This is a genomic window from Pedococcus sp. P2_D9 (genome assembly GCF_056404275.1).
In genome coordinates, this window is the sequence record NZ_JBFUEI010000012.1 from 1 (window position 1) to 14553 (window position 14553).

Below are 14553 nucleotides of genomic sequence, written 5' to 3' on the forward strand. Positions count from 1 at the left end.
TCCTGGCAACAGGTCTCCGTCGGACGCCACCGGGCCGGTGAACGCTGCGACGTCCACGTCGGCCCCGACACCCTCCAGTTCTGGATCGGCAACGAGCTGCTGCGCACCGTGCGACGCGACAGCACCGGCCCCGTCCGCAACAAACGACCCTTGGGAGGTGCACTGACCAAGACCCGCAGGACAAACTGACGTAAGGAGTGTCAAGGATCAACCGACGTAAAACCGTCAACCATCAGCCGAATGCCTACAGGGGCGCTCACGGCTGGGCGCTCACGGCCAACCGGTTCAGCCGGCCAGCTCGACCACGGCGATCGGCTCGTAGTGGGGGCGCCCCTTGGCCTCACCACGGTGCGACGCGAAGAGGGTGACCTCGTCCGCCGTCCACGCCGGGCCGGCATACGCATCGAGCACGCGCAGCCACCGTGTGGCCTCGAAAGGGTGGCGTGAGCGGGCCACCGTGAGGTGCGGCGTGAACGGCCCGCCCTCGGGGCTGGCGCCGACGTGGCTGCAGGCGCGGCGCACGGCACGCGCCAGGCCGGCAAGGGACTCCAGGGACTCCGGGTCCCCGTCGACGCCCATCCAGGTGACTCTGGCCTCATAGGGATTGGGAAAGGCGCCGCCACCCTTGAGGCGCAGCGACATGGGTCGACGTTCGCCCACGGCCTCGGCGATCCCGTCGACCAGGGACTCGACCAGCCGGCTCGGCACGTCGGCCATGAAGGCGGTGGTGACGTGCCAGAGGCTGGAGTCGGTCCACCGCAGGTCCGGGCCGGCGTCACGGCGGGGGTCGAGGAACTCGGCGAGGTCCTCCAGGGCGGTCTCGGTCGGCACGACGGCGGCAAAGATGCGCATCAGGCCATTGTGGCCGCGCCACGCTCGATTAGATTGGACGCCGGGAGGAAGGGGCCAACCATGCAGCTGACGTCGTTGCGGCAGGACTGGACCCTGCCGCGCACGTGGTTCGTGTCCGCTCGACTGCTCGAGGTGGCCGCCGCGGTGGCAGTCGTCGCGACCGCCTACCAGAGCTGGCTGGTCTTCCAGTCGACGGGGCAGAGCTACGGGGCAGACGGGGAGCCGCGCACGGAGGCGACACCGTTCCTCGACAGGCTGTTCGTGTTCGCGATGTACGGGTTCGGCTTCGGTCAGTCTCCGACGGGGATGCTCATCGGATCGCTGCTGCTGCTGGCAGTCCTCGGCATGCTCCACTTTGCGCAGCCGGTCAGCCACGCCGGACTCCTGCGCTGGGAGACCTTCGCCGTCTGGGTGGCCGCGGTCCTGCTGAACCTGGTCTTCGTGGTGTCCTCGGCAGTGGGACTGGTCCGCGGTGACCCCAACGCACCCTCGGCGGACAGCGAAACCGTCACCTACGATCCCGGGCCCAGCACGACCGAGCAGCTGCTCAACGGTCTGGCCATGCCTGTCGTCTGCCTCTTGCTGCTGGCACTGGTCGCGATCTGGTGGCTGCGGCTTCCGGCGGAGTTCGACGAGCCGGACGACGAACAACCCGTCCGAGAGCCCCGCCGCTGGCGTCCGGCGCCGGCCCAGGACGCCAACATCGACGACCTCACCCTCGACGGTGTCGAGCTGATCGAACCCGTCGAACGCCTCCACCCACGCACCAGCAGCGGCGACGGGTCGACGGCGAGCGGCTACGACGACTACTTCCGACGCTTCTAGGTCCTGAGCTCCTCGCGTCCCGGCCCCGAAACCGGCCCGAAACCGGACCCGGTCGGGCGAACCCCGTCACCCGCGTCCGCCCTCGGTCCCGACGAGGCAGGATCTTTATCGAACGGGTGCTTCGACCGGGTCTGTCGCGCACGGCGCACAGCGTCCGATTCGTTAGGCTTGCGGTGTGATTTCCAGGGACGACGCCATGTCGATGTTGGGCGCCGTGACGACCCTCCGTGAACAGGTCGAGCAGGCCGGTCTGCCCCTCGACATCCCCGACGTCGTGGTCGGACGGGCCACCCGCGATGCCCTCATCAAGCAGCTCGACGACTACGTCATCCCGCGGCTGCGCTCCCTCGACGCGCCCCTGCTCGCGGTGGTCGGTGGCTCGACGGGGGCCGGCAAGTCCACCCTGGTCAACTCCATCGTGGATGCCGAGGTGAGCCGCTCAGGGGTGCTCCGCCCGACGACGACCACCCCTGTCCTGGTCCACCACCCCCAGGACGCGCGGTGGTTCTCCGACGACCGCGTGCTGCCGGGGCTGAGCCGGGTGACCGGGGCTGCGGCCAGCGCCGGGGTCAACGCCCTGCGCCTCGTCGTGTCGAGCTCGCTGCCCCCCGGCATGGCCCTGCTGGATGCTCCCGACATCGACTCCGTGGTGAGTGCGAACCGGGCACTCGCGACCCAGCTGCTCGCGGCAGCCGACCTCTGGCTCTTCGTCACGACGGCCGCCCGGTACGCCGACGCCGTCCCGTGGGACCTGCTGCGCCAGGCGTCCGAGCACGGCACTGCCATCGCCATCGTGCTGGACCGCGTGCCGCCCGAGGCGATGGCCGACATCCGCAGCCACCTCGCCTCGATGCTGCGTGAGCAGGGTTTGTCCACCGCGCCCATCTTCGGGATCCCGGAAGCCGACCTGACCGACGAGGGACGGCTGCCCGAGCCCGACGTCGCCCGCCTCCGTTCGTGGTTGACCGCGCTCGCCAGCGACGCCCGCGCCCGCTCGGTCATCGTCAAGCAGACTCTCGACGGCGCCCTCGGCAGCCTCGACCACCGCGCTGGCGTCCTCGTCACGGCCTCCCGGCAGCAGGCCCAGGCGGTGGACGCCCTGCACGACGCCGCCGAGGCGGCATACCGCGAGGCGCTGGCCAACGTCGAACACGGCATGACCGACGGCACGCTGCTGCGCGGCGAGGTGCTGGCCCGCTGGCAGGAGTACGTCGGCACTGGCGAGTTCTTCAAGCAGGTCGAGTCGACCATCTCGAAGGTGCGTGACCGGATCACGGCGGCGCTGAAGGGTCAGGCCCCGCCCGCGGGCGACCTGGGGGAGGCGCTCCAGACCGGGGTCGCCGCCCTCATCAACGCCCAGGGGCAGGGTGCCGCCGCGACGGTCGCGCGCACGTGGCGCCAGCTCCCCGGCGGAGATCGGCTGCTCGAGCAGACACCGGAGCTGTCCAAGGCGTCGACCGACCTGGCGCCACAGGTCGAGCGGCTCGTCCGCGACTGGCAGGTCGAGGTGCTCGAGCTGGTGCGTGGCGAGGGCAAGGACCGCCGCACCACGGCACGCATCGCGGCCTACGGCCTCAACGGCATCGGCGTGATCCTGATGCTCGTGGCGTTCGCCCACACCGGGGGCCTGATCGGGGCCGAGGTCGGCATCGCCGGTGGCACCGCGGTGCTCGCCCAGAAGGTGCTCGAGGCGATCTTCGGCGACCAGGCGGTGCGCGACATGGCGGCCAAGGCGCGCAAGCGCCTGCTCGAGCACGTGCAGGAGCTGTATGCCGTGGAGCGACGTCGCTACGACGGTGCCCTCGACGGGGTGGAGACGACAGAAGGCCAGGCCGAACGCCTGGCCGACGCGGCGGCAGCGGTGAAGGCGGTTCGATGAGCCCGTTGAAGATGGGCAGCAAGCAGGTCAAGTCCGTGAGTGTCGAGGAGCTGACCGCGCGCACCCGTGCCCTCGAGCAGGCGGTGGCCGCTGGGGGGAACCAGCTCGACCCGGCCGCGGTGGCGTCCGCTCGCGCGGTGGTCGACAAGATCGCCGGACGAATCTCCAAGACCGGCAACCACACCGTCGTCGCCCTCGCGGGGGCAACGGGTTCCGGCAAGTCCAGCCTGTTCAACGCCCTGGTCGGTTCAACCGTGGCCATGGTCGGGGCCCGCAGGCCGACGACGTCGCGCCCTGTGGCTGCGGTGTGGGGCGACGACGACGCCACGGACCTGCTCGACTGGTTGTCCGTGGCCCAACGCCACCACGTGGACCCGCTGACGACGGACCCGACCGGTGGCCCCGACAGCCCGTGGAACCTCGACGGGCTGGTGCTTCTGGACCTGCCCGACTTCGACTCGCGGGTCGAGGCGCACCGCGCCGAGTCAGAGCGAGTGCTCGAGCTCGTCGACGTGTTCGTGTGGGTCACCGACCCGCAGAAGTACGCCGATGCTCGACTGCACGACGACTATCTCCGCACCTTGTCGACCCATCACGCCGTGACGGTCGTGGTGCTGAACCAGGCCGACCGCCTTTCCTCGGACGCGATGGGCCAGATCCGTCGCGACCTCGCGCGGCTGGCGGCGGAGGACGGCATCCCGGGGGTCCAGGTGATCTCGACCTCGGCCACTGCTGGCACGGGGATCGACGACCTCCGGCTCCGCCTTGCGACGGCGGTCGCTGCCCAGAACGCGGCCCAGCATCGGCTCCTAGCCGACGTCTCGGCCAGCGCGACCACCTTGCGCGGCGGGGTGGCCCTGACCGAGCCGACGCTGTCCGACACCGTGGACGCGGAGCTCGTCAACGCGCTCGCCCGTGCTGCCGGGATCCCGACGGTCGTGGCAGCCGTCGAGAGGGACTACCGCAACCAGGCCTGGGGACGCACCGGGTGGCCGTTCACCCGCTGGGTGCGCGCCCTGCGCCCCGACCCGATGAAGCGGCTGCGCCTCAACACCCGCGATGCGGTGGAGGAGAAGCTCGCCGTCACGGCAGGTGACGTCCGAACCGTTTTCGGGCGTTCCTCCCTTCCCCCGCCCACCCCGGCAGCCCGGTCGGCCGTCGAGCTGGCTACCCGAAAGGTCGGGGACGAGGCCGCAGAGGGCCTGCCCAACCGGTGGGCCGAAGCGGTCGCCGACGCGGCGACGCCGCCCGGTCCCGAGCTGGCCGACGCCCTCGACCAGGCGGTCGTGGGCACGTCGCTGAAGATGCGCCCCCCGATGTGGTGGCAGGCCTTCGGGCTCGCCCAGCTACTTCTTGCCTTCGTCGCCGCCCTCGGGTTCCTCTGGCTAGCCGCGCTCGTGGTGATGGGGTGGCTGGCGCTTCCCGACGTGGACCCACCACGGCTCGGACCTCTGCCCTACCCATTGCTGATGTTCGCCGGGGGCCTGCTGCTGGGGCTGGCGCTCGCAGCACTCGCCCGCACCCTCGGGCGCGCAGGCGCCCGTCGCCGTGGACAGCGAGTCCGGAACATGTTGACCGACAAGGTCGCCGGGGTCGCCCGCGAGCGCATCGTGGGTCCGGTGCGGCTGGTCCTGGACCGGCACCGCGCCACCCGTGAGTCGTTGGACCGGGCGGGGGTGCGGCTGGCCCCGGCCAGCTCGCGACGCTAGACGTCCCGACACGGCAGCGATGCGGCACGGATGCGCCGGGGTTCGTGCACAGGCACGTCCAGCCCCCTGACACCGTCCACAGGCGCTCCGGCGCACGCTCGTCCGCGGCCTCGCGTTGCCTCACTGTTGCGTCCAACCCACAGGGAAACGACACAGATGAGGTGAGCGAGATGAACGAGTCCTACATCACGGTGACCGGGCGAGTGGTCGCCGATCCGGAGTCGCGCACGACACGCAACGGAGTGCCCTTCGCGGCCTTCCGGCTGGCGTCGACGGTGCGACGGCCGAACCCGAAGACGCGCGAGTACGAGGACGCCGGCACCAGCTTCTACAACGTCACGGCCTTCAGGTCGCTCGGCGCCAACGTGGCCCACTCGCTCAAGAAGGGCGAGCCGGTGGTGGTCTACGGACGGCTGCGGGTCAACCAGTGGATGCGCCAGGACAACACCCACGCGACGTCGGTCGAGATCGACGCCTACAACGTCGGCCACGACCTCAGCTGGGGCACCACCGCGCTGACGCGGGTGACCCGCGCCCAGCTGGACACCAACGACCGGATGGCCGACGAGGGCGTCCAGGGTGCGATGGCGGCGCTCGAGGGTGAGCTCCCGGCCCAGGAGGAGGACTTCGGCTCCTACGACCCCGGCGACCTGGCCGCTCGACGCAGCACAGGGGACGAGCAGGACACCGGTGATCCCGAGACGGACGACTACGTGGTGGCCCAGGAGCCGACGGGCCTGGTGCCTCGCGGAGAGGGCGAGCGCGAGCTCTCGACGGTCTGACGCGGATTCGGGCGTGGGGGCCCCGGCCGATAGCCTTGCCCCCATGCCCGAGTTCATCTACGTCATGTCGAAGGCCCGCAAGGCCCACGGCGACAAGGTCATCCTCGATGACGTGACCATCTCCTTCTACCCCGGCGCCAAGATCGGCGTGGTGGGGCCCAACGGAGCCGGCAAGTCCTCGGTCCTGAAGATCATGGCCGGGCTGGACCACCCTTCCAACGGTGAAGCCCGCCTCACGCCCGGCTTCACGGTCGGGATCCTCATGCAGGAGCCCGAGCTCAACGAGGAGAAGACGGTCCTCGGCAACGTCGAGGAGGGGGCCGGCGAGATCAAGGCCAAGCTCGACCGCTACAACGCGATCTCCGCGGAGATGGCTGAGCCGGACGCCGACTTCGACGCCTTGATGGAGGAGATGGGCAAGCTCCAGGAGGCCATCGACTCCGCCGACGCCTGGGACCTCGACTCCCAGCTCGAACAGGCCATGGACGCCCTGCGCTGCCCGCCGCCGGATGCGGACGTCACCGTGCTCTCGGGTGGGGAGCGCCGCCGCGTCGCGCTGTGCAAGCTGCTTCTCCAGAAGCCGGACCTGCTCCTGCTGGACGAGCCCACCAACCACCTGGACGCCGAGTCGGTCCTGTGGCTCGAGCAGCACCTCGCGGCCTACCACGGCGCCGTCGTCGCCGTGACCCACGACCGCTACTTCATGGACAACGTCGCCCAGTGGATCCTCGAGCTGGACCGCGGTCGCGCCTACCCCTACGAGGGCAACTACTCGACCTACCTCGAGAAGAAGCAGGCGCGCCTGCAGGTGCAGGGCAAGAAGGACGCCAAGCTCTCCAAGCGCCTCAAGGAGGAGCTGGAGTGGGTCCGTTCCAACGCCAAGGCCCGTCAGGTGAAGTCCAAGGCGCGTCTGGCGCGCTACGAGGAGATGGCGGCCGAGGCCGACCGGACACGCAAGCTCGACTTCGACGAGATCGCCATCCCGCCGGGGCCGCGGCTGGGCTCGACCGTCATCGAGGTCAAGAACCTCAAGAAGGGCTTCGGTGACCGCGTCCTCATCGACAACCTGTCCTTCACCCTGCCGCGCAACGGCATCGTCGGGGTCATCGGCCCCAACGGCGTCGGCAAGACCACCCTCTTCAAGACCATCGTCGGTCTCGAGGAGGCGGACAGTGGCTCGGTCAAGGTGGGCGAGACGGTCAAGATCTCCTACGTCGACCAGAGCCGAGGCGGCCTGGACCCGAACAAGAACCTCTGGGAGACCGTCTCCGGCGGCCACGACTACATCAACGTGGGCCACGTCGAGATCCCGTCCCGCGCTTACGTGTCGCAGTTCGGGTTCAAGGGCCCTGACCAGCAGAAGAAGACCGGCGTCCTCTCGGGTGGCGAGCGCAACCGCCTCAACCTGGCGCTCACCCTCAAGGAGGGCGGCAACCTGCTGCTCCTTGACGAGCCGACCAACGACCTCGACGTCGAGACCCTCGGTTCGCTCGAGAACGCCCTGCTCGACTTCCCCGGCTGCGCAGTGGTCATCAGCCACGACCGGTGGTTCCTCGACCGGGTGGCGACCCACATCCTCGCCTTCGAGGGTGACGACGAGGACCCGGCCAAGTGGTACTGGTTCGAGGGCAACTTCGAGTCCTACGAGGCCAACAAGGTCGAGCGCCTCGGGGCCGACGCGGCGCGGCCGCACCGCGTCACCTACCGCAAGCTCACCCGAGACTGAGCGTCACGCCGGCGCGGACGAGCTAGCCGGCGCGGACGAGGCGCAGGCCGAGTTCGGCGTAGGCCGCGCCGATGGCTTCGGGGGAGCGCTTGATCACTGGGTCGTACCAGCGGGCGACGTCGACCGCCATCGACATGAGCGCCAGGGTCGTGTCGGGCACGTCGTCGACGGTGAACTCACCGCTCGCGACACCGGCGGTCACGACGTCGCGCACGACGGCGTCGATCTGCTTGCGCAGCGTCAGGACGGCGTCGCGGTGCTCGGGAGTGAGGTTCGCGAACTCGTACTGCACGATGCGAGCCACCCGGAAGTGCTCGGCGTGCCAGGTGGCGAACCGGCCCATGATCGCCCGCAGCGCCTCGGTGGGGGAGCTGGCGCTGCTCGCGGCAGCCAACAGCATGTCGCGGGCGACCTCGTGGCCCTCACGGCTGAGCTGGTAGAGCAGCTCCTCCTTCGAGGAGAAGTGGACGTAGACGCCCGCCGGGGACAGCCCGGCCCGCGACGCGATGTCTCGCGTGGTGGTCGCGTGGAAGCCCCGGTCGGCGAACGCCTCGGCCGCTGCTTCGAGAAGTCGGTGGGGCGCGTCTGTGACGGAGTCCACGGTGCGTACGGGACTGGACATGGTTGACAGCATGCCTCAGCCATCGCAGACTAAGCAAGCGCTTAGTCACCTTGGAGGAATGTCATGCCCCGCAATGTGTACGGTCCCGACCACGAGTCCTTCCGCAGCTCGGTCCGCGAGTTCGTCGAACGCACGCTCAAGCCGCGTGCCGAGCAGATGCTCGAGGTGAAGTCGGTCGACCGCGACATCTGGAAGGAAGCCGGCAAGCAGGGCCTGTTCGGTCTCGACATCCCCGAGGAGTTCGGCGGTGCCGGAGCCGATGACTACCGCTTCAACGCGATCGCGGCCGAGGAGATCGCCGGCTTCAACTTCGCCGTGTCGTCCTGCTTCGGGATCCACTCCGACGTCTGCCCGCCCTACATCGTCGACCTCGGCACGCAGGAGCAGAAGGAGCGCTGGCTCCCGGGCATGGCCAACGGTGACCTGATCTGCGCCATCGCGATGACCGAGCCGTCGGGTGGTTCCGACCTCGCTGCCCTCAAGACCACCGCCGTCCGCGACGGCGACGACTGGGTGCTCAACGGCTCCAAGACGTTCATCACCAACGGCTACCAGGCAGACCTGGTCATCGTGGCCGCCCGGACCGACCCTGCCAAGGGCGCCAAGGGCATCACCCTGTTCATGGTCGAGGCGGGCATGGAGGGTTTCAGCCGTGGTCGCAAGCTCGACAAGGTCGGGCAGGAGGAGGCTGACACCTCCGAGCTCTTCTTCGAGGCCGTGCGCGTCCCCGACGCCAACCGGCTCGGGGCCGAGGGTCTCGGCTTCATCTCGATGATGCAGCGCCTGCCCCAGGAGCGGGTCGGCGCGGCGGTGGCCAACACCGCCCACGCCTTCCAGATCTTCCGCGAGACGGTCGAGTACACCAAGGAGCGCAAGGCGTTCGGCCAGCCCGTGGGCTCGTTCCAGCACAACAAGTTCAAGATGGCCGAGCTGCAGACCAAGCTCGAGGTCACCCAGGCGTACGTCGACGACTGCATCGCGGCGCACGCCGAGCAGAAGCTCAGTGCCGTCGACGCAGCCAAGGCCAAGTGGTGGTCCGCCCAGGTCCAGAACGACGTCCTCGACGAGTGCGTCCAGCTCTACGGTGGCTACGGCTTCATGAACGAGTACCGCGTCGCTCGGGCCTGGCGCGACGCCCGGGTCTCGAAGATCTGGGCAGGCTCGAACGAGATCATGAAGGAGCTCATCGGCCGTGACCTCGGACTCTGAGGTGAGCGCCGGGCAGGGGGTCCACGGGGGAACGGTCGCCATCGTCACCGGAGCCTCGCGGGGCATCGGGCTCGGTATCGCCGAGAAGCTGGTTGCCGAGGGCGCCCGAGTCGTCATCACGGCGCGCAAGCCCGAGGCGCTGGCAGCGGCCGTGGAGCACCTCGGCGGCGAGTCGAAAGCCATTGGTGTGGCAGGAAATGCCGCCGACGAGGCACACCAGGACGAGGTCATCCGAGTCGCCCACGAGCGGTTCGGAGGCCTCGACCACCTCGTCAACAACACTGGCATCAACCCGGCCTACGGCCCCATGCTCGACGCGCCGCTCGACGTGGCGCGCAAGATCATGGATGTCAACGTCCTAGCCGCGTTCTCGTGGATCCAGAAGGCCGTCGCCTCAGGGCTGGGCCGAGACGATCGGCCGGGAGCCGTGGTGAACGTCGCGTCCATCGCCGGGCTCGGCGCCACCGGCACGATCGGTTGGTATGCCGTGAGCAAGGCCGCCCTGATCCACCTCACCGTCGAGCTGGCCTACCAGCTCGGACCCGCCATCCGGGTCAACGCCGTCGCGCCGGCGATCGTGAAGACCCAGTTCGCCCAGGCCCTCTACGAGGGTCGGGAGGAGAAGGTGGCGGCGGCCTACCCGTTGAAGCGCCTGGGTGCGCCGGAGGACATCGCCGGAGCCGTGTCGTTCCTGCTGTCCCCGGACGCAGGCTGGGTCACCGGCCAGACCCTCGTCGTCGACGGAGGCGTCACGCTCGGGGGCGGCCTGTGAGCCCTGACCTGACGGGGCGCGGGGTCATCGTGACGGGCGCCGGCAGGGGGATCGGCGCTGCCTACGCCAGGGCGTTCGTGGCAGTGGGCGCCAGGGTCGTGGTCAACGACCTCGACGCGGAGGCAGCGGAGTCCACCGCGCTCGAGCTCGGGGCCGTCGCAGTCCCTGGTGATGCCTCGAGCGAGGCGGGCGTGACAGCCCTGGTCGGGGCGGCTCGTGAGCACCTCGGAGAGGTCGAGGTGTTCTGCGCCAACGCAGGCGTGGCTCGCGGGGGGACCGAGGCGGTCGACGAGAAGGCCTGGGAGGTGTCGTGGAACGTCAACGTGATGGCCCACGTCCGCGCCGCCAAGCTGCTCGTTCCCGAGTGGGTCGCGCGCGGGAGCGGCACGTTCATCGCGACCGTTTCTGCCGCGGGCCTGCTGTCGATCCCGGGCGCGGCTCCCTACGCCGTGACCAAGCACGCCGCGCTGGCCTTTGCCGAGTGGTTGTCGATGACCTACGGCGACAAGGGGATTCGGGTTCACGCCGTGTGCCCGCAGGGGGTGCGCACCGACATGCTCTGGAACTCCGGCTCTGCCGGCAGAGCCCTCATGGAGCCGGGCGCGGTCGATCCCGATGACGTCGCGCGCGACCTCATGACCGCGATGGACGACGGACGGTTCCTCGTCCTTCCCCACCCCGAGGTCGCCGAGATGTATGCCGGCCGGGCCGCCGACCCGGATCGCTGGCTTGCCGGAATGCGCCGGATGGCGGCCTCCCTCCCGGCGGTCACCATGGGCACCGGCTGACAGCGTGATCAACCACTGACACCATGGGCACCGACTGACTCTGCCCCTGACACTAGCCCTGACACTGACACTGACACTGACATCGGAGACTCCGTGAAGGCCTGGCAGGTCACCTCCCACGGCGAGCCGGCTGACGTGATGTGGCTGACCGAGCGCAGCGAGCCGCGCGTCCAGCCGGGCCACCTGTTGGTCCGCGTCCTGGCCGTTGCCCTGAACTTCCCCGACGTGCTCATGGCACGCGGCCACTACCAGGTGCGACCGGACCTCCCCTTCACCCCGGGAGTCGAGGTCTGCGCCGAGGTGCTCGAGCTCGGCGAGGGCGTCACGGGGATCGCCGTGGCCGACCGGGTGGTGGGCACCACGGCCGTCCCCCACGGCGGGTTGGCGCAGGTGTGCCTCATGCCCGCGACCGGCGCCTTCGCCGCACCGCCTTCACTCTCCGACGCCCAGGCGAGCGCCCTGACGATCGGCTACCAGACGGCCTACGTGGGGCTGGTCCGTCGGGCCGGCCTTCACGCCGACGAGACGCTGTTGGTGCACGCCGCGGCGGGCGGTGTCGGCTTGGCGGCCGTGCAGGTCGGCAAGGCCCTCGGTGCGCGGGTCGTCGCCGTGGTTGGCAATGCCGCCAAGGCAGACGTCGCCCGCCAAGCCGGTGCGGACGTCGTGGTCGACCGCTCGGCCGGCGACCTCGTGGCCGCCCTCAAGGGGGCAGTGGGACCCGACGGCGCCGACGTGGTGTTCGACCCGGTGGGTGGCGACGCCTTCGAGGCGTCGACCAAGGTCGTGGCCTTCGAGGGGCGGATCCTCGTCGTGGGCTTCACCAGCGGGACCATCCCGACGCCGGCCCTCAACCACGCGCTGGTCAAGAACTACTCGATCCTGGGGCTGCACTGGGGGCTCTACCTCCAGCGTGACCACGACGTGGCTGAGGCTGCCCACCTCCAGCTGGGGAAGTGGGCATCAAGTGGGGCCATCAAGCCCTTTGTCTCCCAAGAGGTGGCGTTCGAGGACGCGCGCAGTGCCCTCACCCGGCTCGGAGCCGGAGAGAGCACTGGACGCATCGTGGTGCTCGGCGCCTGACGTCAGCTGTGGGCAGCCGCCGGCTCAGCCGGCGAGGCCCTGGGCGACCTTCTCGAGGGCGTCGTAGGAGTCGTTGAGCCCGACCTCCATGCCGGACGCGAGCACCAGCTCGACGGTCTCGGGGGAGTCGTACGTGATCACGGCCCGAAGTGTCGTCAGGCCGTCCTGCTCGGTGAAGGTCGACTGGATGAGTGACGGCGGGCTCTGGATGTTGTCGAAGACCTCGGTGTGCACCAGGCGGCCCGGAGGGTCGAGCTCGCGGTACTCGCCGGAGAACGACACCTCGTCACCACCAGGGGTCACCTGGGCAAAGTGCCAGCGACCACCGACACGGAGGTCGACCTCGCAGACGGTGACGTCGCCGTGGCCGGCACCCCACCACTGGCGGATGTGCTCCGGCGTGGTCATGACCTCGTAGATGAGGGCGGCGGGCRCGGCGAAGGTTCGGGTGATGACGAGCTCGCTTCCCTGCTGGGTGACGGTGGCCCGCTGGTTGGTTTCGGCAGCTGTGTTGCTCATGACTTCTCCTCGTGGTGTGAGGTGGTGGGTGTGTCGGGGTGTGCATCGGGGGATGCGGGTCCCTGGATGCGGTTGAGGTACGCGTCGAGGTGGTCGAGGTTGGCCTCCCAGTGGCGGCGGTACTCCTCGAGCCAGGACGTGGCGCTCCTCAATGGCGTGGCGGTGATCCGGCAGTGACGCCGCTGCCCGTCACGGTCCTTGGCGATAAGCCCGGCCCGCTCCAGCACCGACAGGTGCTTGGAGATGGCCGGCAGGGTCATGGCGAACGGCTCTGCGAGCTCCCCGACCGTGAGGTCACCCCCGGCGAGGCGCTCGAGGATGGCGCGCCGCGTGGGGTCGGCCAGGGCGGCGAACGTGCTGCTGAGCTGATCGGGGTCCATTGTCCTTAACCGTTCGGTTTATTAACTGATGAGGAAACTATCGACCTGAGGACGCCCGGCTGTCAAGGGGTATGCCGCATCGCCGGCGTAGCGTGAGAACGTGCCCCGAACCCGAAGCCAGGACCTCAAGCCCTGGCTTCGCGCCGTCTTTGCCCTTCCGAATGCGTTGTACGCCAACGGGTTCGGATGGATCCTCGGTCACCGGTTCCTTCAGCTCACGCACACCGGACGCCACAGCGGAGAGCGCTTCACGGTTGTCGTGGAGGTGGTGCGCCGCGACAGATCGACCGGTGAGGCGACCGTCGTGTCCGGCTACGGCAGGAGCTCCGACTGGTTCCGCAACCTCGAAGCAGGCGGGCCGGCCGCAGTGGACTTCGGTCGCGGACCCAGGCCCGCGGCATACCGGGTCCTGGGGCTCGAGGAGGCGCAGGAGGTCTACGCCGCCTATGAGCGGCGCAACCTGCTCATCGCACCGCTGGTGCGGTGGACGCTGACCACGTTGCTCGGCTGGCGCTACGACGGGAGCACCGGAGCCCGCCGGCGCATGGTCGCCGAGCTCCCGATGGTCGCCTTGCGACCGTCCCGGAGTCGACCGGTTCAGTCGAGCGGGCCGCCGGCGACGTAGATGACCTGGCCGGAGACGAAGCCGGCCTCCTCGGAGCAGAGGAAGCCGATCGTGGCGGCGATGTCCTCGGGCTGGCCGACCCGCTGGACGGGGATCGCGGCCGCCGAGTGGGCGATGAAGTCCTCGAACGAGACTCCCAGCCGCTCTGCCGTCATCTTGGTCATCTCGGTCTGGATGAACCCCGGGGCGACGGCGTTCGCGGTCACGCCGAACTTCCCGAGCTCGATGGCGAGGGTCTTGGTGAAGCCCTGCAGGCCCGCCTTGGCCGCCGAGTAGTTCACCTGGCCGCGGTTGCCCTGCGCAGAGCTGGAGGAGAGGTTCACGATGCGGCCGAACTTCTCCTTGGTCATGTAGCCCTGGACGGCGCGCGTCATGAGGAAGGAGCCACGCAGGTGCACGTTGATGACCGCGTCCCAGTCCTCCTCGGTCATCTTGAAGATCAGGTTGTCGCGGGTGATCCCCGCGTTGTTCACCAGGATCGTCGGCGCCCCGAGCTCGTCCGCGACGCGCTGGACGGCGGCCTCGACCTGGGCGGCATCAGCCACGTCGACGCCCACAGCCAGCGCCCGGCCGCCGGCGTCGGTGATGGCCGAAACCGTGTCGGCACAGGCTGACTCGTCGAGGTCGAGCACGGCCACGGCGTGTCCCGCCGCGGCGAGACGCTTGGCCGTTGCTGCACCGATGCCGCGGGCGGCTCCGGTGACGATCGCGGTGCGCTGGGTGCTCATGCGGGACTCCTGTGAGGGCTTGGCGGGTGAGGTGTCCCGGCGAGTGTACTAAGCGCG

15 protein-coding genes and 1 pseudogene are annotated in these 14553 nt (G+C 69.6%); 11 read left to right on the plus strand and 5 right to left on the minus strand.

Annotated features, from left to right (window positions below):
* Positions 1-189, plus strand: a pseudogene (locus tag AC1DXJ_RS16830) (hypothetical protein); the annotation flags it as partial.
* 96 nt (positions 190-285) lie between these two features.
* Here the strand turns inward: AC1DXJ_RS16830 and thpR are convergent.
* Positions 286-852, minus strand: coding sequence for an RNA 2',3'-cyclic phosphodiesterase (gene thpR / locus AC1DXJ_RS16835; protein WP_477624631.1), 567 nt, complete (start codon positions 850-852; stop codon positions 286-288).
* Between the two features lie 60 nt (positions 853-912).
* Here thpR and AC1DXJ_RS16840 point away from each other — a divergent pair, with 60 nt between their 5' ends.
* The 5 genes from AC1DXJ_RS16840 to ettA all read left to right on the plus strand — a co-directional run bounded on the left by AC1DXJ_RS16840 (position 913) and on the right by ettA (position 7773).
* Positions 913-1677: a hypothetical protein gene (locus tag AC1DXJ_RS16840; RefSeq protein ID WP_477624632.1), complete on the plus strand. Its 765-nt coding sequence runs from the start codon at positions 913-915 to the stop codon at positions 1675-1677.
* 175 nt (positions 1678-1852) lie between these two features.
* A complete protein-coding gene (locus AC1DXJ_RS16845) occupies positions 1853-3556 on the plus strand; it encodes a dynamin family protein (RefSeq protein WP_477612410.1) in 1704 nt (567 codons plus the stop codon).
* Positions 3553-5265: a GTPase gene (locus tag AC1DXJ_RS16850; RefSeq protein WP_477637511.1), complete on the plus strand. Its 1713-nt coding sequence runs from the start codon at positions 3553-3555 to the stop codon at positions 5263-5265. The genes AC1DXJ_RS16845 and AC1DXJ_RS16850 overlap by 4 nt, the downstream gene beginning before the upstream one ends.
* A gap of 170 nt (positions 5266-5435) precedes the next feature.
* Complete coding sequence (locus tag AC1DXJ_RS16855) at positions 5436-6047, plus strand: single-stranded DNA-binding protein (RefSeq protein WP_477613401.1); 612 nt, start codon at positions 5436-5438, stop codon at positions 6045-6047.
* A 43-nt stretch (positions 6048-6090) separates the two neighbouring features.
* A complete protein-coding gene (gene ettA, locus AC1DXJ_RS16860) occupies positions 6091-7773 on the plus strand; it encodes an energy-dependent translational throttle protein EttA (RefSeq protein ID WP_477612412.1) in 1683 nt (560 codons plus the stop codon).
* 22 nt (positions 7774-7795) lie between these two features.
* Here the strand turns inward: ettA and AC1DXJ_RS16865 are convergent, their stop codons facing one another.
* Complete coding sequence (locus tag AC1DXJ_RS16865) at positions 7796-8395, minus strand: TetR/AcrR family transcriptional regulator (protein WP_477612413.1); 600 nt, start codon at positions 8393-8395, stop codon at positions 7796-7798.
* Positions 8396-8458: 63 nt separating this feature from the next.
* Between AC1DXJ_RS16865 and AC1DXJ_RS16870 the strand changes: the two genes are divergently transcribed.
* From AC1DXJ_RS16870 to AC1DXJ_RS16885, 4 genes are all read left to right on the plus strand, one after another.
* Entirely contained in the window at positions 8459-9604 is a 1146-nt protein-coding gene (locus tag AC1DXJ_RS16870; RefSeq protein WP_477637512.1) for an acyl-CoA dehydrogenase family protein, read from the plus strand.
* Positions 9588-10376: an SDR family oxidoreductase gene (locus AC1DXJ_RS16875; RefSeq protein WP_477612415.1), complete on the plus strand. Its 789-nt coding sequence runs from the start codon at positions 9588-9590 to the stop codon at positions 10374-10376. Before AC1DXJ_RS16870 ends, AC1DXJ_RS16875 begins: the two co-directional genes overlap by 17 nt.
* On the plus strand, positions 10373-11164 hold the full coding sequence (locus tag AC1DXJ_RS16880) for an SDR family oxidoreductase (RefSeq protein ID WP_477637513.1): 792 nt from the start codon (positions 10373-10375) through the stop codon (positions 11162-11164). The genes AC1DXJ_RS16875 and AC1DXJ_RS16880 overlap by 4 nt, the downstream gene beginning before the upstream one ends.
* A gap of 93 nt (positions 11165-11257) precedes the next feature.
* A complete protein-coding gene (locus AC1DXJ_RS16885) occupies positions 11258-12244 on the plus strand; it encodes an NADPH:quinone oxidoreductase family protein (RefSeq protein ID WP_477637514.1) in 987 nt (328 codons plus the stop codon).
* A gap of 24 nt (positions 12245-12268) precedes the next feature.
* On the opposite strand, the gene AC1DXJ_RS16890 is transcribed toward AC1DXJ_RS16885, so the two are convergent.
* Positions 12269-12763, minus strand: a complete 495-nt coding sequence (locus tag AC1DXJ_RS16890) for an SRPBCC family protein (protein WP_477637515.1) — start codon at positions 12761-12763, stop codon at positions 12269-12271.
* Positions 12760-13143 (minus strand): ArsR/SmtB family transcription factor, encoded by a 384-nt coding sequence (locus AC1DXJ_RS16895; protein WP_477637516.1) that lies wholly within the window; start codon positions 13141-13143, stop codon positions 12760-12762. Before AC1DXJ_RS16895 ends, AC1DXJ_RS16890 begins: the two co-directional genes overlap by 4 nt.
* Before the next feature lie 100 nt (positions 13144-13243).
* On the opposite strand from AC1DXJ_RS16895, the gene AC1DXJ_RS16900 reads away from it, so the two are divergent.
* Positions 13244-13768 (plus strand): nitroreductase family deazaflavin-dependent oxidoreductase, encoded by a 525-nt coding sequence (locus tag AC1DXJ_RS16900; protein WP_477624639.1) that lies wholly within the window; start codon positions 13244-13246, stop codon positions 13766-13768.
* Here the strand turns inward: AC1DXJ_RS16900 and fabG are convergent.
* Positions 13741-14496, minus strand: a complete 756-nt coding sequence (fabG, locus tag AC1DXJ_RS16905) for a 3-oxoacyl-ACP reductase FabG (RefSeq protein WP_477612421.1) — start codon at positions 14494-14496, stop codon at positions 13741-13743. The genes AC1DXJ_RS16900 and fabG overlap by 28 nt on opposite strands.
* Positions 14497-14553 lie beyond the last annotated feature (57 nt).